General features: G+C 64.9%; 14 protein-coding genes. 5 read left to right on the top strand and 9 right to left on the bottom strand.

Annotated features, from left to right (window positions below; all coding sequences use genetic code 11):
• Positions 1 to 8: 8 nt before the first annotated feature.
• The gene (locus tag DJ563_RS12285; protein ID WP_186663881.1) at positions 9 to 1,172 is read right to left on the bottom strand and encodes an isovaleryl-CoA dehydrogenase; all 1,164 of its coding nucleotides are present in this window, start codon (positions 1,170 to 1,172) and stop codon (positions 9 to 11) included.
• A 181-nt stretch (positions 1,173 to 1,353) separates the two neighbouring features.
• Between DJ563_RS12285 and DJ563_RS12280 the strand changes: the two genes are divergently transcribed.
• Positions 1,354 to 3,036 carry an AMP-binding protein gene (locus tag DJ563_RS12280; protein ID WP_274121691.1) on the top strand — a complete coding sequence of 561 codons (1,683 nt, stop codon included), beginning with the start codon at positions 1,354 to 1,356 and terminating at the stop codon, positions 3,034 to 3,036.
• Between the two features lie 75 nt (positions 3,037 to 3,111).
• Here DJ563_RS12280 and DJ563_RS12275 read toward each other — a convergent pair whose 3' ends face one another.
• Positions 3,112 to 3,273 (bottom strand): hypothetical protein, encoded by a 162-nt coding sequence (locus DJ563_RS12275; protein ID WP_003251307.1) that lies wholly within the window; start codon positions 3,271 to 3,273, stop codon positions 3,112 to 3,114.
• Between the two features lie 141 nt (positions 3,274 to 3,414).
• On the opposite strand from DJ563_RS12275, the gene DJ563_RS12270 reads away from it, so the two are divergent.
• From DJ563_RS12270 to glgB, 3 genes are read left to right on the top strand one after another with little or no spacing between them, the layout of a single operon-like run.
• Positions 3,415 to 5,433 carry an alpha-1,4-glucan--maltose-1-phosphate maltosyltransferase gene (locus tag DJ563_RS12270; protein WP_434519605.1) on the top strand — a complete coding sequence of 673 codons (2,019 nt, stop codon included), beginning with the start codon at positions 3,415 to 3,417 and terminating at the stop codon, positions 5,431 to 5,433.
• A 44-nt stretch (positions 5,434 to 5,477) separates the two neighbouring features.
• Positions 5,478 to 8,795 (top strand): maltose alpha-D-glucosyltransferase, encoded by a 3,318-nt coding sequence (gene treS / locus DJ563_RS12265; protein WP_274099635.1) that lies wholly within the window; start codon positions 5,478 to 5,480, stop codon positions 8,793 to 8,795.
• Positions 8,796 to 11,006 (top strand): 1,4-alpha-glucan branching protein GlgB, encoded by a 2,211-nt coding sequence (glgB, locus tag DJ563_RS12260; RefSeq protein ID WP_274099634.1) that lies wholly within the window; start codon positions 8,796 to 8,798, stop codon positions 11,004 to 11,006. It begins immediately after the preceding gene.
• A gap of 174 nt (positions 11,007 to 11,180) precedes the next feature.
• Here the strand turns inward: glgB and DJ563_RS12255 are convergent, their stop codons facing one another.
• A complete protein-coding gene (locus DJ563_RS12255; protein WP_274099633.1) occupies positions 11,181 to 12,257 on the bottom strand; it encodes an autotransporter domain-containing protein in 1,077 nt (358 codons plus the stop codon).
• A gap of 187 nt (positions 12,258 to 12,444) precedes the next feature.
• Between DJ563_RS12255 and DJ563_RS12250 the strand changes: the two genes are divergently transcribed.
• Positions 12,445 to 12,570 (top strand): hypothetical protein, encoded by a 126-nt coding sequence (locus DJ563_RS12250; RefSeq protein WP_274099632.1) that lies wholly within the window; start codon positions 12,445 to 12,447, stop codon positions 12,568 to 12,570.
• Between the two features lie 3 nt (positions 12,571 to 12,573).
• Here DJ563_RS12250 and DJ563_RS12245 read toward each other — a convergent pair whose 3' ends face one another.
• From DJ563_RS12245 to treZ, 6 genes are all read right to left on the bottom strand, one after another.
• Positions 12,574 to 13,368 (bottom strand): endonuclease/exonuclease/phosphatase family protein, encoded by a 795-nt coding sequence (locus DJ563_RS12245; RefSeq protein ID WP_274099631.1) that lies wholly within the window; start codon positions 13,366 to 13,368, stop codon positions 12,574 to 12,576.
• A gap of 201 nt (positions 13,369 to 13,569) precedes the next feature.
• Complete coding sequence (gene glgX / locus DJ563_RS12240; RefSeq protein ID WP_434519604.1) at positions 13,570 to 15,723, bottom strand: glycogen debranching protein GlgX; 2,154 nt, start codon at positions 15,721 to 15,723, stop codon at positions 13,570 to 13,572.
• A 106-nt stretch (positions 15,724 to 15,829) separates the two neighbouring features.
• Positions 15,830 to 16,078 carry a DUF2934 domain-containing protein gene (locus tag DJ563_RS12235; RefSeq protein WP_434519603.1) on the bottom strand — a complete coding sequence of 83 codons (249 nt, stop codon included), beginning with the start codon at positions 16,076 to 16,078 and terminating at the stop codon, positions 15,830 to 15,832.
• 14 nt (positions 16,079 to 16,092) lie between these two features.
• Positions 16,093 to 18,867 (bottom strand): malto-oligosyltrehalose synthase, encoded by a 2,775-nt coding sequence (locus tag DJ563_RS12230; RefSeq protein ID WP_274100305.1) that lies wholly within the window; start codon positions 18,865 to 18,867, stop codon positions 16,093 to 16,095.
• Complete coding sequence (gene malQ / locus DJ563_RS12225) at positions 18,864 to 20,933, bottom strand: 4-alpha-glucanotransferase (RefSeq protein ID WP_434519602.1); 2,070 nt, start codon at positions 20,931 to 20,933, stop codon at positions 18,864 to 18,866. Before malQ ends, DJ563_RS12230 begins: the two co-directional genes overlap by 4 nt.
• A complete protein-coding gene (treZ, locus tag DJ563_RS12220) occupies positions 20,930 to 22,672 on the bottom strand; it encodes a malto-oligosyltrehalose trehalohydrolase (RefSeq protein ID WP_434519601.1) in 1,743 nt (580 codons plus the stop codon). Before treZ ends, malQ begins: the two co-directional genes overlap by 4 nt.
• Positions 22,673 to 22,679: the final 7 nt, after the last annotated feature.

Below are 22,679 nucleotides of genomic sequence, written 5' to 3'. Positions count from 1 at the left end.
CCTTGTGCTCAGCGGGTTTCGTTGAACAGTTCGCGGCCGATCAGCATCCGGCGGATTTCGCTGGTGCCGGCGCCGATCTCGTAGAGTTTCGCGTCGCGCAGCAGGCGCCCGGCCGGGAACTCGTTGATGTAGCCGTTGCCGCCGAGAATCTGGATAGCCTCCAGGGCCATTTGCGTGGCGCGTTCGGCGGTATAAAGGATGACCCCGGCAGCGTCCTTGCGGGTGGTCTCGCCACGGTCGCAGGCCTGGGCCACGGCGTACAGGTAGGCGCGGCTGGCGTTGAGCTGGGTGTACATGTCGGCGATCTTGCCCTGGATCAGCTGGAACTCGCCGATGCTCTGGCCAAACTGCTTGCGGTCGTGGATGTAGGGCACTACCAGGTCCATGCAGCTTTGCATGATGCCGGTCGGGCCGCCGGAGAGCACCACGCGCTCGTAGTCCAAGCCGCTCATCAGTACGCGCACGCCGCCGTTGAGCTGGCCGAGGATGTTCTCTTCGGGCACCTCGACGTCATCGAAGAACAGCTCGCAGGTGTTGGAGCCGCGCATGCCCAGCTTGTCGAACTTGTTGCTGCGGCTGAAGCCTTTCCAGTCACGTTCGACGATGAACGCAGTGATGCCATGTGCGCCCTTGTCCAGGTCGGTCTTGGCGTAGATCACGTAGGTGTTGGCGTCGGGGCCATTGGTGATCCAGGTCTTGCTGCCGTTGAGCACGTAGCGGTCGCCGCGTTTTTCGGCGCGCAGCTTCATCGAGACCACGTCGGAGCCGGCGTTGGGCTCGCTCATGGCCAGCGCACCGATGTGTTCGCCGCTGATCAGCTTGGGCAGGTACTTGAGCTTTTGCTCATGGGTGCCGTTGCGGTTGATCTGGTTGACGCAGAGGTTGGAGTGCGCGCCGTAGGACAGCGCCACCGAGGCCGAACCGCGGCTGATTTCTTCCATCGACACCACATGGGCCAGGTAGCCCAGGCCAGCGCCGCCGTATTCTTCCGATACGGTGATGCCCAGCAGGCCCATGTCACCGAATTTGCGCCACATGTCGGCGGGGAACAGGTTGTCGTGGTCGATTTGCGCGGCACGCGGCGCCAGTTCGGCGGCGACGAAGCTGCGCACCTGGTCGCGGAGCATGTCGATGGTCTCGCCCAGGGCGAAGTTCAGGGAGGGGTAATGCATGGGGGCACCTTCTTGTTCTTGAAATAGGGAAAGCACAGTGTCTTTTTCACCTTTACGTTAACGTAAACCTGCCTTCCATCACTGTCAATCTCAGCATCACCTTTACGTAAACGTAAATCTGCGCCAGAGTATCTCCCGCTTGCTTCAATCGTGCCCAGAACAACCACAAGAAGGGACACCCATGAGTCAACCGAGCTATACCTGCGGTCGCCAGGACCGGCCCTTGCTGACCCTGACCATCGGCCAGGCCTTCGACGCCACCGTGGCCCGTTACCCCGACCGCGAAGCGTTGGTGGTGCGCCACCAGGGCCTGCGGTACACCTGGGGGCAGTTGGCCGAACAGGTCGATGTACACGCCCGCGCCTTGATGGCTCTGGGCGTAGGCACCGCCGACCGGGTCGGCATCTGGGCGCCCAACTGCGCCCAGTGGTGCATCCTGCAACTGGCCAGCGCCAAGGTCGGCGCGATTCTGGTCAACATCAACCCGGCCTACCGCGTGGGTGAGCTGGAATACGTGCTGCGGCAGTCTGGCTGCCGCTGGCTGGTGTGCGCCGATACCTTCAAGACGTCCGATTACCACGCCATGGTCCAGGAGCTGGTACCGGAACTGGCTGCAGCGGCCCCCGGTGAGCTGGCCAGCGAACGCTTGCCCGATCTGCACGGGGTGATCAGCCTGGCCTGCAACCCGCCGCAGGGCTTTCTGCCTTGGCCTGCGCTGGCAGAGCGGGCAGGGCAGACGCCTGCCGAAGCCTACCAGGCCCGCCAGCAGAGCCTGCAGTTCGACCAGCCGGTGAACATCCAGTACACCTCCGGTACCACTGGCGCACCCAAGGGGGCGACGCTCAGCCACTACAACATCCTCAACAACGGTTTCATGGTCGGCGAGAGCCTGGGCCTGACCAGCGACGACCGCATGGTGATCCCGGTGCCGTTGTACCACTGCTTCGGCATGGTCATGGCCAACCTCGGTTGCATTACCCATGGCAGCACGATGGTCTACCCCAATGACGCCTTCGATGCCGAGCTGACCCTGCGCGCGGTTGCCGAAGAGCGCGCCAGCATCCTCTACGGCGTGCCGACCATGTTCATCGCCATGCTCGACCACCCGGCCCGCCAGGGCATGGACCTCTCGACCCTGCGCAGCGGCATCATGGCCGGTGCCACCTGCCCGATCGAGGTGATGCGCCGGGTCATCGACCAGATGCACATGGCCCAGGTGCAGATCGCCTACGGCATGACCGAAACCAGCCCGGTATCGCTGCAGACCGGCCCGGATGACGCGCTTGAACTGCGCGTGACCACGGTCGGCCGCACCCAGCCGCAGTTGGAGAACAAGCTGGTGGATGCCGACGGCTGCATCGTGGCCCGGGGCGAAATCGGCGAACTGTGCACCCGTGGCTACAGCGTGATGCTGGGATACTGGGACAACCCGCAGGCCACGGCAGATGCCATCGACCCCGCAGGGTGGATGCACTCGGGCGACCTGGCGGTGATGGACGAAGAGGGCCATGTGCGCATCGTCGGGCGCAACAAGGACATGATCATCCGCGGTGGCGAGAACATCTATCCACGCGAGCTGGAGGAGTTCTTCTATACCCACCCGGCGGTGGCCGATGCGCAGGTGATCGGCATTCCGTGCAGCAAATATGGCGAAGAGGTGGTGGCCTGGATCAAGCTGCATCCGGGGCATAGCGCTACGGTTGATGAGCTGCACGGCTGGTGCAAGGCACGTATCGCGCATTACAAGGTGCCGCGGCATTTCCGCTTTGTCGACGAGTTCCCGATGACGGTGACGGGCAAGGTGCAGAAGTTTCGGATGCGCGAAATCAGCTCAGCGGAAATTTCGGCGGTCTCTGCAGGTTGACAGGTTCGGGCTGCCGGCCTCTTCGCGGCCAAGCCCGCGAAGAGGCCAGTGCAGCCACTGTAAAAGCCTCTATCCTTAAGCCTTCACCGGTGGCTCCTGGCTCGGCGGGTCGCCCACTGTCGGCGGTACCGTCGGCTTGATCGGCAGCTCGTCCGGGTCTTCTTCCGGTACGGGGGGCGGCAAGCTGGGGTCGTCGATGTTGGGATCGGGTGTCTCCGGTGGAATGGGAATGTTCATGGCCTGACCTCGCGTGGGTGAATGAAGAGGTGCTGCAGGCTCTGACTGTCAGGGGCTGCCATTCGCTCAATTTTTTTGAACCCCCACGCCCGCGCTCGGCTCTGAACCCTTACCGCCACCAGCCTAAGGGAGCAAGGTCCGATGTCACGAAACGAGCCCTTCCAGAGCGTGCCCGCGGCGAATGATCATCCGGAGCAGGCCATCAGCCTGTCCCAGGCGCTGCTGGCACCGCGCATCGTGATCGAAGGCACCCAACCCGCGCTCGACGGCGGTACGTTCGCCGTCAAGGCCATTAGCGGCCAAGCGGTCGCAGTCAGCAGCAAGGTCTACAGCGACGGCCACGACCGTCTGGCCGTGATGCTCAATTGGCGCCAGGCGAACAGCCGGCGTTGGCACTGCGTGCCGATGCACTCCCCCGGCAATGACCTGTGGCTGGCCGAGTTCACCCCGACCGAGCTCGGCCCGCACCTGTTCAGCATCGAAGCCTGGATCGACCCGTTCGCTACCTACTGCCACGACCTGGAAAAAAAGTACCACGCCGGGGTGGAGGTGAAGCTGGAGCTGGAAGAAGGCAGGTTGATGCTGGGCAAAGGCATCGAGCTGAGCCAAGGTGCGTTGCGTGACGAGCTCGTAGCCGTGCAGCAGCGCTTGCCTGGGTTGAGCGCCGATGATCAGGTGGCGGTGTTCCTGAGCGACAGCACCGCGCGCCTGATGAGCGAGGCCGAGCACCGCAGCTACTTGACCCGCAGCAGCGACTTCCCCCTCGACGTCGACCGCCCCGCCGCGCAATTCGCCAGTTGGTACGAGCTGTTCCCGCGTTCGATCACCGACAGCCCCGAGCGCCACGGCACCTTCAACGACGTGCACGAACGCCTGCCGATGATCCGCGACATGGGCTTTGACGTGCTGTATTTCCCGCCCATTCACCCGATTGGCAAGCAGCACCGCAAGGGCCGCAACAATGCCTTGCAGGCAACGCCCAGCGACCCGGGCAGCCCATACGCCATCGGCAGCGACGAAGGCGGGCACGATGCCATTCATCCTGAGCTGGGCACCCGTGATGACTTCCGCCGCCTGGTAGCCGCCGCTGCCGAGCACGGCCTGGAAATCGCCCTGGATTTCGCCATCCAGTGCTCCCAGGACCACCCGTGGCTCAAACAGCACCCCGGCTGGTTCAGCTGGCGCCCCGACGGCACCATCCGCTATGCGGAAAACCCGCCGAAGAAGTACCAGGACATCGTCAACGTCGACTTCTATGCCCCCGACGCCGTGCCTTCGCTGTGGCTGGCGCTGCGCGATGTGGTGGTCGGCTGGGTCGAGGAGGGGGTCAAGACCTTCCGCGTTGACAACCCGCACACCAAGCCGTTGCCATTCTGGCAATGGCTGATCGCCAATGTGCGCAGCCAGCACCCGGACGTGATCTTTCTCGCCGAAGCCTTCACCAAGCCCGCGATGATGGCGCGCCTGGGCAAGGTCGGCTACGCGCAGAGCTACACCTATTTCACCTGGCGCAACACCAAGCAGGAATTGCGCGAGTTCTACGAACAGCTCAACCAGCCACCGTGGAGCCTGTGCTACCGGCCCAACTTCTTCGTCAACACACCTGACATCAACCCGTTTTTCCTGCACACCTCAGGGCGTGCCGGTTTTCTCATTCGCGCGGCCCTCGCCACCATGGGCTCGGGGTTGTGGGGCATGTATTCGGGCTTCGAGCTGTGCGAAGCCACACCGCTGCCCGGCAAGGAGGAATACCTCGATTCGGAGAAGTACGAAATCCGCCCGCGTGATTTCACCCAACCCGGCAACATCATTGCCGAAATCGCCCAGCTCAACCGTATTCGCCGGCAGAACCGCGCCCTGCAGACGCACCTGGGGGTGGCGTTCTTCAATTGCTGGAACGACAACATCCTGTACTTCGCCAAGCGCACGCCCGAGCGCGACAACTTCATCCTGGTGGCCATCAGCCTGGACCCGCACAACGCCCAGGAAGCCAGCTTCGAGTTGCCGCTGTGGGAGTTGGGGCTGGACGACAATGCCGACACGTTGGGTGAAGACTTGATGAACGGCCACCGCTGGACCTGGCACGGCAAGACCCAGTGGATGCGTATCGAACCCTGGCATCAGCCGTTTGGTATCTGGCGCATAGAAAAGGCCCGTTAGTCCCTCAGGGGCGGTGCTGAACCCGCAATTGAAAGGAGTCACCCATGGCCAAGCGTTCCCGCCCGGCAGCCTTCATCGACGACCCGCTGTGGTACAAGGACGCGGTGATCTACCAGCTGCACATCAAGTCGTTCTTCGACGCCAACAACGACGGCATTGGCGATTTCGCCGGGCTGATCAGCAAGCTCGATTACATCGCCGAACTGGGCGTCAACACCCTCTGGCTGCTGCCGTTCTACCCCTCGCCACGGCGCGACGACGGCTACGACATCGCCGAGTACAAGGCCGTGCACCCCGATTACGGCAGCATGGCCGACGCCCGGCGCTTCATTGCCGAGGCGCACAAGCGCGGCCTGCGGGTGATCACCGAACTGGTCATCAACCATACCTCCGACCAGCACCCGTGGTTCCAGCGCGCCCGCCTGGCCAAACGCGGCAGCAAGGCGCGCGACTTCTACGTGTGGTCGGATGACGACCAGAAGTATGACGGCACACGCATCATCTTCCTCGACACCGAAAAGTCCAATTGGACCTGGGACCCGGTCGCCGGCCAATACTTCTGGCACCGCTTTTACTCGCACCAGCCGGACCTCAACTTCGACAACCCGCAGGTGCTCAAGGCCGTGATCGGGGTGATGCGCTTCTGGCTCGACCTGGGCGTCGACGGCCTGCGCCTGGACGCCATCCCCTACCTGATCGAGCGCGACGGCACCAACAACGAAAACCTCCCCGAGACCCACCGGGTGCTCAAAGCCATCCGCGCCGAGATCGACGCCAACTACCCGGACCGCATGCTCCTGGCCGAAGCCAACCAGTGGCCCGAAGACACCCGCCCGTACTTTGGCGAGGGCGACGGCGACGAGTGCCACATGGCCTTCCACTTCCCGCTGATGCCGCGCATGTACATGGCCCTGGCGATGGAGGACCGCTTCCCGATCACCGACATCCTGCGCCAGACCCCAGAGATCCCCGCACACTGCCAGTGGGCGATCTTCCTGCGCAACCACGATGAGCTGACCCTGGAGATGGTCACCGACCGCGAGCGCGACTACCTGTGGAACTACTACGCCGAAGACCGCCGCGCGCGTATCAACCTCGGCATCCGCCGCAGGTTGGCGCCTTTGCTGCAACGCGACCGTCGGCGCATCGAACTGCTGACCAGCCTGCTGCTGTCGATGCCCGGCACACCGACCCTGTACTACGGCGATGAGCTGGGCATGGGCGACAACATCTACCTGGGCGACCGCGATGGCGTGCGCACCCCCATGCAATGGTCGCCGGACCGCAACGGCGGGTTCTCTCGCGCCGACCCGCAGCGCCTGGTGCTGCCGCCGATCATGGACCCGCTGTACGGCTACCAGACGGTCAACGTCGAAGCCCAGGCCCACGACCCGCATTCGCTGCTCAACTGGAACCGCCGCCTGCTGGCGGTGCGCAACCAGCAAAAGGCCTTTGGCCGTGGCAGCATTCGCATGCTCACACCGAGCAACCGGCGCATCCTCGCTTACCTGCGCGAGTACACCGACCAGGACGGCAACAGCGAGGTGATCCTGTGCGTGGCCAACGTGTCCCGTGCCGCACAGGCCGCTGAACTGGAGCTGTCGCAATACGCCGATAAAGTGCCGGTGGAAATGCTCGGTGGCAGCGCCTTTCCGCCGATCGGCCAGTTGCCTTTTCTGCTCACGTTACCGCCGTATGCGTTCTACTGGTTCCTGCTGGCCTCGCACGACCGTATGCCCAGCTGGCACATCCAGGCTACCGAGGGGTTACCCGAATTGACCACACTGGTGCTGCGCAAGCGCCTGGAAGAGCTGCTCGAAGCGCCTTCCAGCGAAATACTCGAAGGCTCGATACTGCCGCAGTACCTGCCTAAACGGCGCTGGTTCGCCGGCAAGGAAGGGCCGCTCGACCAGGTTCGCCTGCGCTATGGCGTGCGCTTCGGCACCGCGACCACGCCGGTGTTGCTCAGCGAGCTGGAGGTGCTCAGCGACGGTGTGGTCAACCACTACCAACTGCCCTTCGGCCTGTTGCCCGAAGAACAGATCAACAGCGCCTTGCCCCAGCAGCTGGCGCTGTCGCGGGTGCGCCGTGGCCGCCAGGTCGGCCTGATCACCGACGCGTTCGTCCTCGAGCCGTTCATCCGCGCCGTGCTGCGTGCCTGCCAGGAGCGCCACCGCCTGCCGTGCGGCAATGGCCTGGGCGAGCTGCGCTTCGAGTGCACCGATCAGCTGGCCAGGCTGGGGCTTGGCGAAGACAGCCCGGTGCGCTACTTGAGTGCCGAGCAGTCAAACAGCTCGGTGGTGGTCGCTGACCGGGTGGTGCTCAAATTGATCCGCCGGGTCAACCCAGGCATTCACCCCGAGCTTGAGATGAGCGCCTACCTGACCGCAGCGGGCTTTACCAATATTTCACCACTGCTGGCGTGGGTCAGCCGCGTGGACGAGCACGCCACCCCGCACCTGCTGATGATTGCCCAGGGCTACCTGAGCAACCAGGGCGATGCCTGGGCCTGGACCCAGAACACCCTGGAACGGGCCATCCGCGACGAAATGGAGCCGTCCAGCGCGGCCAGCGAAGCCCACACCGATGCGCTGGCCGAACTCGACGGCTTCGCCGCCTTGCTCGGCCAGCGCCTGGGCGAAATGCACCTGTTGCTGGCGGCACCGACCGAAGACACTGCCTTCCAGCCGCGCCCAAGCGATGCCCGGGACAGCGAACGCTGGAGCCGCCAGATCAGCGCCGAACTGACCCACGCCCTCGAGCTGCTGGCTCAGCACCGCGACAGCCTCGACAGCGACAGCCAGGCGCTGGTAGATGACCTGCAGCAACAGCGCGACGGCCTTGCCCAGCACATCGACAACCTCGCGCACCAAGCCCAGGGCGGCTTGCTGATGCGGGTGCACGGCGATCTGCACCTGGGCCAGGTGCTGGTGGTGCAGGGCGATGCCTACCTGATCGATTTCGAGGGTGAGCCGTCCCGCCCCGTGGAAGAGCGCCGGGCCCGGCACAGCCCCTACAAAGATGTCAGCGGCGTGCTGCGATCCTTCGACTATGCTGCTGCGATGATTCTGCGCAGCGCCTCTGCCGTGGACCTTTCCGACCCTGCACGCAAGGCGCGGCAACGGGTGGCCAGGCAGTACCTGCACCAGTCGCGGCATGCCTTTGTCGAAGCCTATGGCCTGGCCACCGCTGCCATGCCCCACGCCTGGCAACAGGCGGAAGGCGAGCGTGCCGCGCTGGAATTGTTCTGCCTGGAAAAAGCCGCGTACGAAATCACATACGAAGCTGAAAATCGACCGAATTGGCTGGCCGTGCCTTTGCATGGCTTGCATGGACTGATCAGTACCTGGGGAGAGTCATAGATGAATGCAACCACGCGTGAAAACGGCGGTCTTCGGCAACGGGACCTCGACGCCCTGGCCCGCGCCGAGCACGCCGATCCATTTGCGGTACTTGGCCCCCATGGCGATGGCGCGGGTGGGCAGTTCGTGCGCGCCTTCTTGCCCACTGCCCTGAACGTGCGCGTACTGGCGCGCGACGATGGGCGCGTACTCGCCGAAATGCGCCAGGGCAGCCTGCCGGGGCTGTTTACCGCGCACCTTGATGAGGCACAGCCGTACCAGCTGCACATTGCCTGGGCCGGCGGCGAGCAGGTGACCGAAGACCCGTACAGCTTTGGCCCGCAGTTGGGCGATATGGACCTGTACCTGTTCGCAGAGGGCAACCACCGTGACCTGTCGGGGCGCTTCGGTGCGCAGCCGATGCAGGCCGACGGCGTCGACGGCGTGTGCTTCTCGGTGTGGGCACCGAATGCCCGACGGGTGTCGGTGGTGGGTGACTTCAACAACTGGGACGGCCGCCGTCACCCCATGCGCCTGCGTCACAGTGCAGGGGTCTGGGAGCTGTTTGTGCCACGCCTTGGCGTTGGCGAAACCTACAAGTTCGAGGTGCTGGGCAAAGACGGTGTGTTGCCCTTGAAAGCCGACCCGCTGGCCCGTGCCACCGAGTTGCCGCCGAGCACGGCGTCGAAGGTGGCCAGCGCGCTCAGCCACCCCTGGCAGGACCACGACTGGATGGCGCAGCGTGCGCAACGTCACGCCTACAGCGCGCCCCTTTCGATCTATGAGTTGCATGTCGGCTCGTGGCAATGCGAGCTGGATGACTTGGGCGAAGTTGCGCGTTACTACAACTGGCGTGAGCTGGCCGAGCGCCTGGTGCCCTATGTGCAGGCCCTGGGCTTCACCCACATCGAACTGATGCCGATCATGGAGCACCCGTTCGGCGGCTCATGGGGCTACCAGCCCCTGTCGATGTTCGCGCCCACCTCACGCTACGGCAGTGCCGAAGATTTCGCCGCCTTCATCGACGCCTGCCACCAGGGCGGCATCGGTGTGATCCTCGACTGGGTGCCGGCGCATTTCCCCACCGACGAACATGGCCTGGCGCGTTTCGACGGCACCGCCTTGTACGAATACGAGAACCCGCTGGAGGGTTACCACCAGGACTGGAACACGCTGATCTACAACCTTGGGCGTAACGAAGTGCGCGGCTTCATGCTGGCCTCGGCGTTGCTCTGGCTCAAGCAGTTCCACATCGACGGCCTGCGGGTCGACGCGGTGGCATCGATGCTCTACCGCGACTACTCGCGCAAGGCCGGCGAGTGGGTGCCCAACCGCCATGGCGGGCGCGAGAACCTGGAGGCCATCGACTTCATCCGTCACCTCAATGGCGTGGCGGCGCACGAGGCTCCTGGCGCGTTGATCATCGCCGAAGAGTCCACCGCCTGGCCGGGCGTCAGCCAGCCGATCCAGCAGGGCGGGCTGGGCTTTGCCTACAAGTGGAACATGGGCTGGATGCACGACACCTTGCACTACATCCAGAACGACCCGGTGCACCGCACCTATCACCACAACGAGATGAGCTTCGGGCTGATCTATGCCTACTCCGAGCATTTCATCCTGCCGATTTCCCACGACGAAGTGGTGCATGGCAAGCATTCGCTGATCGACAAGATGCCGGGCGACCGCTGGCAGAAGTTCGCCAACCTGCGTGCCTACCTGACGTTCATGTGGGCGCACCCGGGCAAGAAGCTGTTGTTCATGGGCTGCGAATTTGGCCAGTGGCGCGAGTGGAACCACGACAGCGAGCTGGACTGGTACCTGCTGCAGTACCCCGAGCACAAGGGCGTGCAGCGCTTGGTCGGCGACCTCAACCGGCTGTACCGCGAGGTGCCGGCGCTGCACGAACAGGATTGTCAGCCCCAGGGCTTCCAGTGGCTGATCGGCGACGATGCGCAAAACAGCGTGTATGCCTGGCTGCGCTGGAGCAGCAATGGCGAGCCGTTGCTGGTGGTGGCCAACTTCACCCCGGTGCCGCGTGAGGGGTATCGGATTGGCGTGCCGTTTGGCGAGCGCTGGGAAGAACTGCTGAACAGCGATGCCGAACTGTATGCCGGGTCGAATGTAGGCAACCTGGGGGCCGTGGAAAGTGATCAGGTGTCCAGCCATGGGCAGTCATTGTCGCTGGCGCTGAACCTGCCGCCGCTGGGCGTATTGATCCTCAAACCCGCCTGATCGGCCTGCCAACTCGGTTGCTGTTGTAGGAGCGGCCTTGCCGGGGCGCCGGACCGGTCGGAACGGGGTGCGTAGCAGCCCCAAGGTTTCAGCGTACATGCTGAAATTGCTGGGGCTGCTACGCACCCCTTTCGCGACGCAAGGCCGCTCCTACACACAAACCGAGCTTACCGGCTACCAGCGCATCCGCACCCCAAGGCTGCCGATCAACCCATTCAGGTCATTGTCATCTACATCGCTGCTGTAGTCGGCACTCACAAACAACGCCACATTCGGCGTCACCCGGGCCACCAGCCCCAACCCCAATTCCACCGTGGTCGAATACCGCGAGCTGGAAATTTTGTCGACCTGGTCCAGCTTCACCTCGTCGGCATTGCTGAAGTCATACCAGACGTTGGTCCGCACATAGGGTTCAATCGGCATGCCACGCACCTCGTAGCGCCCGGACAACTTGGCACCGACCCGGCCGCTCCAGCTGGGCTGGCTGTCGAACGCCTGCAACGTCTCCTCCTGCACGCGACTGCCGGGGAAAAACTGCTGGTTGATCAACTGTGCCTGCGGCTCGATCACCCAACCCCCGCCCAGGCCGATCGGGTAGCCACCTTCCAGCGAGAAGGTCATGGCATGGCCGCTGTCGTCCAGGCGCTGGCCGCTCTCGCCACGGCCATTGATATCGATACGCGAGCCCATGGCCACGGCATCCAGGTGCCAGCCCCGTTCATGGGTCATGCTCCAGTACACGCCCAGGCTTTCGCCACTGAGGTTCACGGCATTGCGCTGCTTGTCGCCCAGCAGCGGGCGAATGCCATTGAAGCTGCTCTGCAGATTGTTATGGCCAACGAAGATGCCCGCCCGGTGCACATTGCCCGCCGTGGTTTCACGCATGAACAGGTCCGGACCGATCATCAGTTGCTGGCTGGGGGCCTCTAACTGGTCGGGCGGCTGTGCACCGGTGCGCGGGGCGCCAGGGAAGAATTGCGACCACTGGCTGGCGACCAGGTCGGCTACTCCCTGGCCGTGGCGCTCGGACATCTTTTCCGAGAATGCGTTGAGGGTACCGATGTTCAACCCGCTGGCGCTGACCGGGTCGAGCGATAGCTGCGGGACCGCCGTTTGTTGCAGAAAACGGGGGGAGGTCGGGTCGTCCTGCAAGTCGAATGCGAAAGTTTCCACCGGGGTTGCCAGAAGCAGCGACGTGGAAACCGCGCAGAAAATGCTGTCGAAGCGCAAGGGATTCGAGGTTCTTTTCATGGCGGATCTCCGTTGTTTTTGTGGTACAGCCCAAGGACCTGGCCTGTTGTCACGAGCTGTACGGCAAAAACAGGGGGCGACCCAAACCAGCACGCCTGCTTTCGCAAACGCGCACGAAGGCGCGAGCTAGAGGCCCGGCGCGAGATCTTTACGACTAGATACTGTTCAGCTAAGGAGAGGTCTGGGCTTGCGTCAAGAAAGCGTGAAGGATCTGTTCATGGCCTGTGATTCGGTACAAGTAGCTGATTTGTTGAGTGAAATACTCGGGTATATCGAAGTTCGCTATTTACCGCTGCTTGGCTATGAAGAATGATTGCTACAGCTTGACCTCGACGGCCAGCGGCAGATGGTCGGAGAGGTGCGTCCAAGGTTTGTGCCCCAGAATCCGCGGCGCATGGCTTTCGGCGTTGCGCAGGTAGATACGGTCCAGGCGCAGCAGCGGCATGCGCGCGGGGTAGGTGCGCGCCAAGTGCCCGTGGTGGCGCTCGAACGCTTCATGCAAGTCGTTGCGCAGGCCCAGGGTACGATTGCCGCGCAGCTTCCAGTCGTTGAAGTCGCCGGCGATGATCACCGGGGCGCCTTCCGGCAATGATTCGAGCAACCTGCGCAGCAGCTGCAACTGTTGCTGGCGGTGGCTTTCCAGTAGCGACAAGTGCACGCAGATGGCATGCACCTGGTGTGGGCCGGGCACATCGAGGATGCAATGCAACAGGCCACGGCGCTCAGGGCCGGTGATGGAGACGTCGAGGTTGCGGTGCTCGATGATCGGGTACTTCGACAGCAGGGCGTTGCCATGGTGGCCGTCGGGGTAGACCGCGTTGCGGCCGTAGGCGAAGTCGCTCCACATGCTGTCGGCGAGAAATTCGTACTGGGAGGTTTGCGGCCAACCGGGGTAGCGCGCAGCGTGGCGGTCATGGCTGCCAAGCACTTCCTGGAGGAAGACGATGTCGGCCTGGGTGCTGCGCACCGCCTCGCGCAGTTCCGGCAGGATGAAGCGCCGGTTGAAGGCGGTAAAACCCTTGTGGGTGTTGACCGTGAGTACCCGCAGCCGATGCACGGCCGGGGCCTGGTTGACGGTGGCGAAACCTGCACTGCCGGCTTCGGGGTTCACAGTGCCTCCTCTGTTAAAACGTCACGCACGGCCTTTGTAGGAGCGGCCTTGCGTCGCGAAAGGGCTGCGCAGCGGCCCCTGGATTTCAGCTTCGCCGCAGAGCTGGATTTCAGCTTCGCCGCAGAGATTGCTGGGGCCGCTGCGCAGCCCTTTCGCGACGCAAGGCCGCTCCTACAAGGGACCGGTCATGGCCCTTCGGGTTCACTCCTCCTCGTGCTGCAACACCATCAACAACATCGAGCGCCCCTTCACTTCGAACGTACTCTCGAATGCCAAGTGCTGCCCCTTGCGCAACTCTGGCCGGTCGGTATCCACCAGGCAGCTCCAGTAATCACCGTCAGGCACGGTCGGCAACTGGAACGGCACCACGTCATGATGGGCATTGACGATCAGCAGCACCGTCGCCTCGGCGCCTGGCCGGGCGATGCCACTGACCTGGGCACGCCCGTCGATCAACATGCCCAGGCACCGGCCATGGGGGTCTTCCCATTGCTCGACGCTCATCTCGCTGCCATCCGGCGCCAACCAGGTGACATCCTTGACCCCGATCGCCTCGTTGTAGTCGCCCACCAGAAAGCGTGAGCGGCGCAGCACCGGGTAGGCCAGGCGCAGGCGGGTCAGGCGCTTGACGAAGGCCAGCAGCGCGGCGCCCTCGTCGTCCAGGTCCCAGTTGACCCAACCGATCTCGCTGTCCTGGCAATAGGCGTTGTTGTTGCCGTGTTGAGTGCGGCTGAACTCGTCGCCGGCGACGATCATCGGCGTGCCTTGGGCAAACAACAGGGTGGCGAAGTAGTTACGCATCTGGCGCATGCGCAGGGCGTTGATTTCCGGGTCGTCGGTGGGGCCTTCGGCGCCACAGTTCCACGACAGGTTGTTGTCGGTGCCGTCCTGGTTGTTCTCGTCGTTGTCCTCGTTGTGCTTGTTGTTGTACGACACCAGGTCGCGCAAGGTGAAGCCATCGTGGGCGGTGACGAAATTGACCGAGGCATAGGGGCGCCGGCCGCGGTTGTTGAACATGTCGCCCGACGCGGTCATGCGCGAAGCGAAGTCGGCCAGCTGGCCTTCGTCACCTTTCCAGAACGCCCGCACGGTATCGCGGAAGCGGTCGTTCCACTCGGCCCAGCCGGGCGCGAAGTTGCCCACCTGGTAGCCACCGGGGCCGCAGTCCCAAGGTTCGGCAATCAGCTTGACCTGGCTCAGCATCGGGTCCTGGCGGCAGGCGACGAGGAACCCGTGGCGTTCGCTGTAGCCGTCATGGTAACGGCCCAGGATGGTCGCCAGGTCGAAGCGGAAGCCGTCCACGTGCATCTCACCGGCCCAATAACGCAGTGAGTCGGTGACCAGTTGCAGCACGCAAGGGTGGCTCAGGTCCAGGGTATTGCCGGTGCCCGAATCGTTGATGTAGTAACGCTTGTCATCGGGCATCAGGCGGTAGTAGGAGGCGTTGTCGATGCCGCGCATGGAAAGCGTCGGGCCGCGCTCGTTGCCTTCGGCGGTGTGGTTGTAGACCACATCCAGAATCACCTCCAGGCCGGCGTCATGCAGGTGCGCGACCATCTCCTTGAATTCGGCGATCTTGCCGCTGGCCAGGTAGCGGGGGTGGGGGGCGAAAAAGGCAATGCTGTTGTAGCCCCAGTAATTGTTGAGGCCCTTGTCCAGCAGGTGCTGGTCGTTGACGAAGGCATGGATCGGCAGCAGTTCGATACTGGAAACGCCCAGGTCCTTGATGTGCTTGAGCAGCTCGTCATTGGCAAGGCCGGCGAAGGTCCCGCGCAGCGCTTCGGGCACCGCCGGGTGGCGCATGCTGATGCCGCGGGTATGCGCTTCGTAGAGGATGGTGCGCTCCCACGGAATCTGCACGCGCTGATCGCGGCCCCAGGTGAAGGCCGGGTCGATGACCTTGCATTTGGGCACGAAGGGCGCGCTGTCACGCTCATCGAACGACAAGTCGCCGTCGGGGTGGCCGATGGTGTAGCCGAACAGGGCCTCGGACCATTTCAGGCTGCCGACCAGTTGCTTGGCGTAGGGGTCGATCAGCAGTTTGTTGGGGTTGAAACGGTGGCCGTTCTCGGGCTCGTAGGGGCCGTAGACGCGGTACCCGTAGACCAGGCCCGGGTGCGCGTCGGGCAGGTAGCCGTGGTAGATCTCGTCGGTGTACTCGGGCAGTTCGATGCGTTCGATTTCCTGCTCGCCGCTGGAGTCGAACAGGCACAGTTCGACCTTGGTGGCATTGGCCGAGAACAGGGCGAAGTTGACCCCAAGCCCGTCCCAGGTGGCGCCGAGGGGGAAGGGCATGCCTTCGCGAATGCGCGATGGGGCGACTGAGCGGGTTTTCTTCGGAATGCGGGGGCTCATGGCGGTCCTCGTGTGGCCGTGGTGAAGGGGGAAACAGTGCAGCGACTGTACCGGCCTCTTCGCGGTGCGGCGATCCGACTTGCCCCGCGAAGAGGCCGGTACAGGTTTAACCAGCAGCTGGTTTCTTCACAGCCCGGGGCTTCTTCACCGCTGCAGGTTTCTGAACCGGCTCTGCTACTACCTTTGTCTTGGCTGGCGCTTTCTTGCGTGGCGCTGCCTTGGGCGCAAGTGCTTCAGCCTCGGCGAGCTTGCGCGCCATCTCCCAATGGCGTTCCTCCTCACCGACCGGCTTACCTTCCGACTCCCAGATCTGGTAGGCAAATTCACGAATACGTTTTTCATCGACACTCATCATGACGCTCCTGATGCTCAAGATTGTTGTATCAACACATTGACTGGAAATTCCGACAGTACGGCGCTCAACGGCAGCTCCTTTGAAAGGCTGACCGCAGCACTGGGGAAAAGTCCCGTCGAGTTGGCAGGCGACAAGGCAAACGGCAGTATCAGCCGGGTGTCGTCCCAGTTATGGGCCGGGATCAACGGTGTAGGGGCGCTACCGAGCAGGCCGCTGGCCAGGCGCGGCGCAATCACGATGGCGCGCTGGTCGTCACCCAGGCGGGCGAAGGCCAGCACCTTGTCGGCATGCCGGCCCTGCACGGTCAGCGGCAGGTAGGCGCCACGGCGGAACAGCTCGGCATGCGCCTGGCGACAGTCCAGCACCCGCGCCACCAGGGCTTGCTTGATGCGGCCATCGCGCCAGTGCGCCAACAGCTCGGCAACCGGCGTGGCATCGTCCAGGGTACGGCGCCTGCTGGCGTAGTCGACCGGGCGGCGGTTGTCCGGGTCGACCAGGCTGAAGTCCCAGTATTCATTGCCCTGATACAGGTCGGGCACGCCGGGCACGGTCATGCGCAACAGCGCCTGGACCAGGCCGTTGAGCGCGCCTGGGCAGGCGATGAGCTGGGCGGCATCGGCCAGCGACTTGCGCAACTGCTGGTTTTCGCCATCGAGCAGCAGGCCATCGATGTAGCGTGCGCAGGCGGCCTCGTAGGCGTCGTTCGGGGCGCTCCAGCTGCTGCGCAACTTGGCTTCGCGCAGGGCCTTCTGCTGCCATTGCCGCAGGCGCTCGGCGTACTGGCGCAGTGCGCCGTCATCGTGTGGCTCAAGGCTCAGCGGCCAACTGCCCAGCAGCGTCTGCAGCAGCATCAGCTCATCGCCGGGGCTGGGTGCCAGGCCATCGTCCAGTTGCGCCCGCAGGGGCGCCGCCAGCTCGCGCCAATGCTCCACCCGGCTGGCCAGCCACGGCCCGCGTTCGCTGAGCACCGCCAGGCGGGCGCGGGTGTCTTCGCCGCGTTTATGGTCGTGGGTAGCGGTGGCCAGCAGGCTGTCGGGGAAGTCGCGCAGGCGCCGCTGGGCCTCGTTGTGGAAATACGCAGGTCCCGCGCTGAAGCGCTCGGCCTCGAAGCCCACGTCGTTACGCGACAGCAGCCGCGCACTGCGGTAGAAGGCGGTGTCTTCCACTGCCTTGGCGGCGCTGGGTGCGGTCAATTGCTGGAACCGTACGCAGGCATGGCGCAGGTGCTTGCGCGGCCGGCCTGGTGGTAGGCCGCGCCAGGGCTGGCCGCCCAGCCATCGTTCGAGCTGTTCGAGCAGTGGCCAGTCCGCCTCGCCAAGGTCCTGGCGGGCAGCGGCCAAGGCCTGCTGGAAGAACGCTTCGTCCTCGGCTGGGCGGCCGCAGGCGTTGAAGTAGGTGCGGTACACCGGGTAATGCGCGACCAGCGCCTGCAAGGCCCGGCGGATGGCGCCAAGGGTCAGGTCACGGGTCATCAGGTCGTCGCGGGCCACCTGCAGCAACGCCTGCGCCACCGATTCGCAGTCACCGGCCAGGCTGGCGTTGAGCACCAGGTGGCGGGCCAGGCGCACCTCCTCGGCGAAGTCCGGGCGTTCGCTGACGTTGGCCCAGAGCTCGGTCAACGGCGCTTCGCCCGCCGGGTCGTGTTGCAGCAGCGAAACCTGGTTCATGAACTCATAGCCGGTGGTGCCGTCGGTGAGCCAGTCGCGGTGCAGGTGTTCATTGGCCCCGAGAATCTTCTCCACGTAGATCGGGAAGTGCTCCAGCGCTGCATGCATGGGCCGCCGGGCCAGCAGGCCATCGACCCTTCGGCGCAGTTTGCGGCAATAGCCGCGCGGGTCGGCCAGGCCGTCGATATGGTCGATGCGCAGGCCGTCCACCAGGCCGCGTTCGATCAGTTCGAACAGCTTGGCGTGGGTGGCTTCGAACACCACGGCGCGCTCGACCCGCAGGCCGCCCAGCTCGTTGATGTCGAAGAAGCGCCGCCAGTTGATGTCGTCGGCGGCGGTGCGCCAGCTGGCCAGGCGGTAGGTCTGGCGTTCGAGCAGCAGGTGCAGGCGCTTGAAACCGGCCTCGCTGCGGCTATCGAAAGCGAGCAGGGCCGTGTCGAGGTCGGCGCCGTCTTTTACCAGGCGCGCCAGTTCAGCCTGCAAGGGCAGGGCAGCGGCCAGCGGTTGGGCGCTGTCGTGCAGGGCAGTGAAATGCGCGGCCAACGCCTGCAAGGCAGGTTCGGGGCTTTGCGCGAGGATCCAGCCGTAGTCGATCGGGCAGATGGGGAACCGGTGTTCGTAGTGGGCAATCTGCAGCACACCGTGGTGCTTGTCGAAGGTCAGCGGCATATCGCCTTGCTTCAAGGCCGCGCCGTAATCGCTGCCCAGGAAGGGCAGCAGCAACTGGCCGGCCAGCAGCGGGTCGCTGGAGTGCCACTGGATATCGAAGAACGCCGCATACGGGCTGCGCCGGCCCCAGGCCAGCAGGCTTTGCCACCACGGGTTGTCGGCGCCGCCCACGGCCATGTGGTTGGACACCGTGTCGAGGATCAGCCCCATGCCGTGCTGGCGCAGGGCGGCCACCAGGCGCTCCAGCGCAGCCTCACCGCCAAGCTCCGGGTTGACCTGGGTCGGGTCGACCACGTCGTAACCGTGGCGGGAGCCGGCGCGGGCCTTGAGAATCGGCGAGGCATACAGGTGGCTGATGCCCAACTGGGCAAAATACGGCACCAGCGGCACGGCGTGATCAAGGGTGAAGTCGCTGTGAAATTGCAGGCGCAGGGTCGCGGTCAAGGGCTTCATCGGTCACGCTCCCAGGCTTGTTCACGGGCCTGGGCCAGCAGCTCCAGGCGCCGTGCGGCGTCTTCGTCGTCGAGCAGTTCGCGCACCGGCAGGGCGAAGCGCCGGCGCCAATTGGGGTGCCCTTCGGTGGTACCGGGCAGGTTGGGTTGTTCGTCGCAGCCCAGCAGGTCTTCAAGTGGCACCAGCACCAGCGGGGCGCGGGTGTGGCCGACGTAGCGCAGGGCGGCGTCGATCACCGCGTCGTTGTCGGGCAAGGGGCCGTAGTTGGCCTCCAGGGTGCGGCGCAGGCCGTCGTGTTCTTGCTGGCGCTCCTGGCGCCAATGGAGTTCGGTGGCGGCGTCGATCAACTGCAGGCGATGGCTCCAGTCGATGTCGCGGTTCTGCAGCCAGCCGGCCAGCGGGGCCAGGTCGTGGGTGCCGGTGGTGGCCAGGGCGCTGTCCGGCCAGTCGAGAATGGGCTTGAAGTGGCCGGGCCGGGTCTGCTCGAAGGGCAGCACGCGCATGCCCAGCACGGCCTTGTCGGCCAAGTGTTCGCGCAGGCCTTCGGGCACGGTGCCGAGGTCTTCGCCGAGGATGATCGCCTGGTGGCGCACCGACTCCAGCGCCAGCAGGCGCAGCAGGTCTTCGAGGGGGTAGTTCAGGTAAGCGCCCTCGCTGGGCTTGGCGCCCCGGGGGATCAGCCACAGCCGACGCAGGCCCATGACGTGGTCGATGCGCAGGCCACCGGCATGGGCCATGTTGGCCCGTAGCATCTCGATAAAGGCGCGGTAGCCATTGCGCTTGAGGCCTTCGGGGGAGAACGCGCAAATGCCCCAGTCCTGCCCTGAGCGGTTGAGAATGTCGGGCGGCGCGCCGACCTTGAGGTTGGCCAGCAACTCGTCCTGGCGGCTCCAGGCCTGGCTGCCGGCACCGTCGGCGCCTACCGCCAGGTCGGCGATCAGGCCGACGGCCATGCCATTGCCACGGGCGGCCTCCTGGGCTCGTTGCAGGCTGCGTTCGGTCAGCCATTGGCAGAAGGCGTGGAACTCGACCTTGGCCGGGTAGGCATTGGCGAAGGCTTCGACCTCGGCGTGGTAGGGGTCGTGCCAGGCACTGGGCCACTTGCGCCAGTCGGCGCCCAGGCCATGCTCCACGGCTTGTGCCTGCAGCACCTCGAAGCGGCAGTGGTGCTCCAGGGCTTGGCCGGCGGCTTCGCGGTAGCTGTCGAAGTCCTTGCGCAGCGGGTGATCGCCCTGGCTGAAGTCCTGGTACAGCGCTTCGAGCAGGCGCAGGCGGGCACTGGCAGCGCGGGGCCAGTCGACCAGCGGGCGTTGCTCCAGGTCTTCGAGCTGCTGCTCCAGCCCGCAGGCTTCGATGGCCATGCGCACGGCGCGCTCGCCAAACAGCGCGGCCGGGCTGGCATAAAGGCTGTTGAGCAGCAGGCGGCTGGAGGGCGAGTAGGGGCTGTAGTGCTGCTGGTCGATGGACGACAGGGCGTGGATCGGGCTGATGGCCAAGGCGTCGGCACCGCGCTCGGCGGCCGTCCGCGCCAGTTGCTCCAGCGCCAGGCAGTCGCCGTAGCCGCCATCGCCACTGCGGCGCAGGCTGTACAGCTGCACGGCCAGGCCCCAGCAGCGCGGCGGCGGTTGCGACACGCTGTCTTCAAGGCTGTAGCAGCGCGACGGCGCCACGGCCACGGTGAAGGTGCGGCCGTCGATTTCCAGGCTGTGGTAGCCCAAGGGCAGTTCGCCGGGCAGGCCAGCCTGGCTGTCCAGGGCCAGGCTGCGCTGGCTGTGGTCTTCCAAGGTGCAACGCACCGCGCTGCCTGCGCTGAAGTAGCGGTGCAGGGGCAGCGGTTGGCCCAGCTCGACGGTCAGCAAGGGCGGCAGGTGCTCGCTGTCCTCGGCGGCCTCCACAGCGCGCAGGCTGGCCTGGATGGCGGTCTCGTCGGCGGCGGGGTGGCCCAAACCTTCGAGGACGTTGCGCAGTACGGCGTCACTGACTTGCTGCGACCGGGCGTTGGCATCGATCCAGTCACGGCTGAGCCCGACGCGGGCCGCCAGACGGTGCAGGGCGGTTTCGCTCATGGGCGCTCCTGGCCAGGGGGAATCAGGCTGACCACGCAGCTGTACGCGGCCAGATGGGTATCGGGGTGGCGGTTGTCACTGCTGTCGAACAGCCGTGTTGCGGCAGGGGGTAGTTCAACGGCTTGGGGGCTGGCGGCCAGGTTCAAGTCGATGCGCAAGGTGTTGCCATCGCCCAGCCGCCAGCGTGCGCTGAGCGCTTTGTCGCCGTGCACGTCGGCGCCCAGCGCACGGCTGCCAGGCAGGTGCGGGATGACATGGCGACGGCGCAGGTCGAGCAACTGCTGATAGAGGCCGTGCCAGCCGGCAATGACCTCATTGTGCTGCGGGCGTGATGACTCGAATGTCTGCTCGGCGTTGGGGTCGGGAATGCGCTCACGCTGCGCGGGGTCGGCAAATGCGGTGAAGTGGGCGAATTCGCCGCGTCGGCCTTCGCGCACGGCATCGGCCAGTTCATCGTGGAAGTCGGTGAAGAACAGGAACGGGCGACAACTGCCGTCATCGTCGCCCATGAACAGCAGCGGGATCATCGGCGCCAGCAGCAGCAGGCCCGTGGCCGCACGCAGGGCTGGCGGCGGGCACAGGCGGGTCAGGCGTTCACCCAGGGCGCGGTTGCCGATCTGGTCGTGGTTCTGCAAGAACAGCACGAACGCGCTCGGCGCCAGGTGCCCGCTGGGTTCACCGCGCGGCTCGCCATGGCGGTTGGCCTGGCCCTGGAACACGAAGCCTTCCGACAGGCAGCGGGCCAACTGGTCGATGGGGCGCTGTTTGTAGTCGGCGTAATAGCCTTCGGTTTCGCCGGTCAGCAGCACGTGCAGGGCGTTGTGGCCGTCGTCATTCCACTGCGCGTCGAAACCTTGCTCCAGCAAAAAGGCCTGGTTGTGCTCGTTCTCCAGCACCAGCCACACATGCCGGCCAGGCTCCACCGCAGCGCGTACCCGTTGCGCCAGCTCGACGAGAAAGTCCGGCTGGTCGATGGCGTGCACCGCATCCAGGCGCAGGCCATCGCAGCGGTAGTCGCACAGCCACATCAGGGCGTTCTGGATGAAGAACTCGCGCACCTCGGCACGGCGGAAGTCGATGGCCGCGCCCCACGGCGTCTGCTGGTCTTCGCGGAAAAACGGGCTGGCGTACTGGTGCAGGTAGTTGCCGTCTGGGCCGAAGTGGTTGTAGACCACGTCCACCAGCACCATCAACCCTTCGCCATGGGCCTTGTCGACCAGCGCGCACAACTGCTGCGGGCTGCCATAGATATTCTGCGGCGCGAACGGCAGCACGCCGTCGTACCCCCAGTTGCGTTCACCCGGAAACTGCCCAAGCGGCATCAATTCGACAGCACTGATGCCGATGTCGGCCAGGCGTGGCAGTTGCCGGGCAACCCCGGCATAGCCGCCCAGCACACCGACGTGCAATTCCTGAATGACCGCTTCGTGCCACGGGCGGCCCTGCCAGGGGTGTTGCCAGTCATAGCTGGCCACATCCACCAGTTCGCTCGGCCCCTGCACGCCCTCGGGCTGGTAGCGCGACGCGGGGTCCGCTACCTGCAATTTGCCGTCGATTCGATAGTGATAGCGATCGCCGGCCTGGCACGGGGCTGTGCCGGTGTACCAGCCATCATTGTCGGGCAGCAGCTCGACCGGCGGCTGCTGCTCGATTTCCACGCTCACGCTGCGCGCATCCGGCGCCCAGAGGGCGAAGCGCGCCGACGTGGCGTCCAACAACTGTGCGCCATGCCTGTGCATCTTCGAT

It is taken from the genome of Pseudomonas sp. NFX1 (genome assembly GCF_051123555.1).
In the GTDB taxonomy this organism is placed as follows: Bacteria; Pseudomonadota; Gammaproteobacteria; order Pseudomonadales; family Pseudomonadaceae; genus Aquipseudomonas; species Aquipseudomonas capeferrum.
This window is presented reverse-complemented; position numbering and strand designations above follow the sequence as displayed.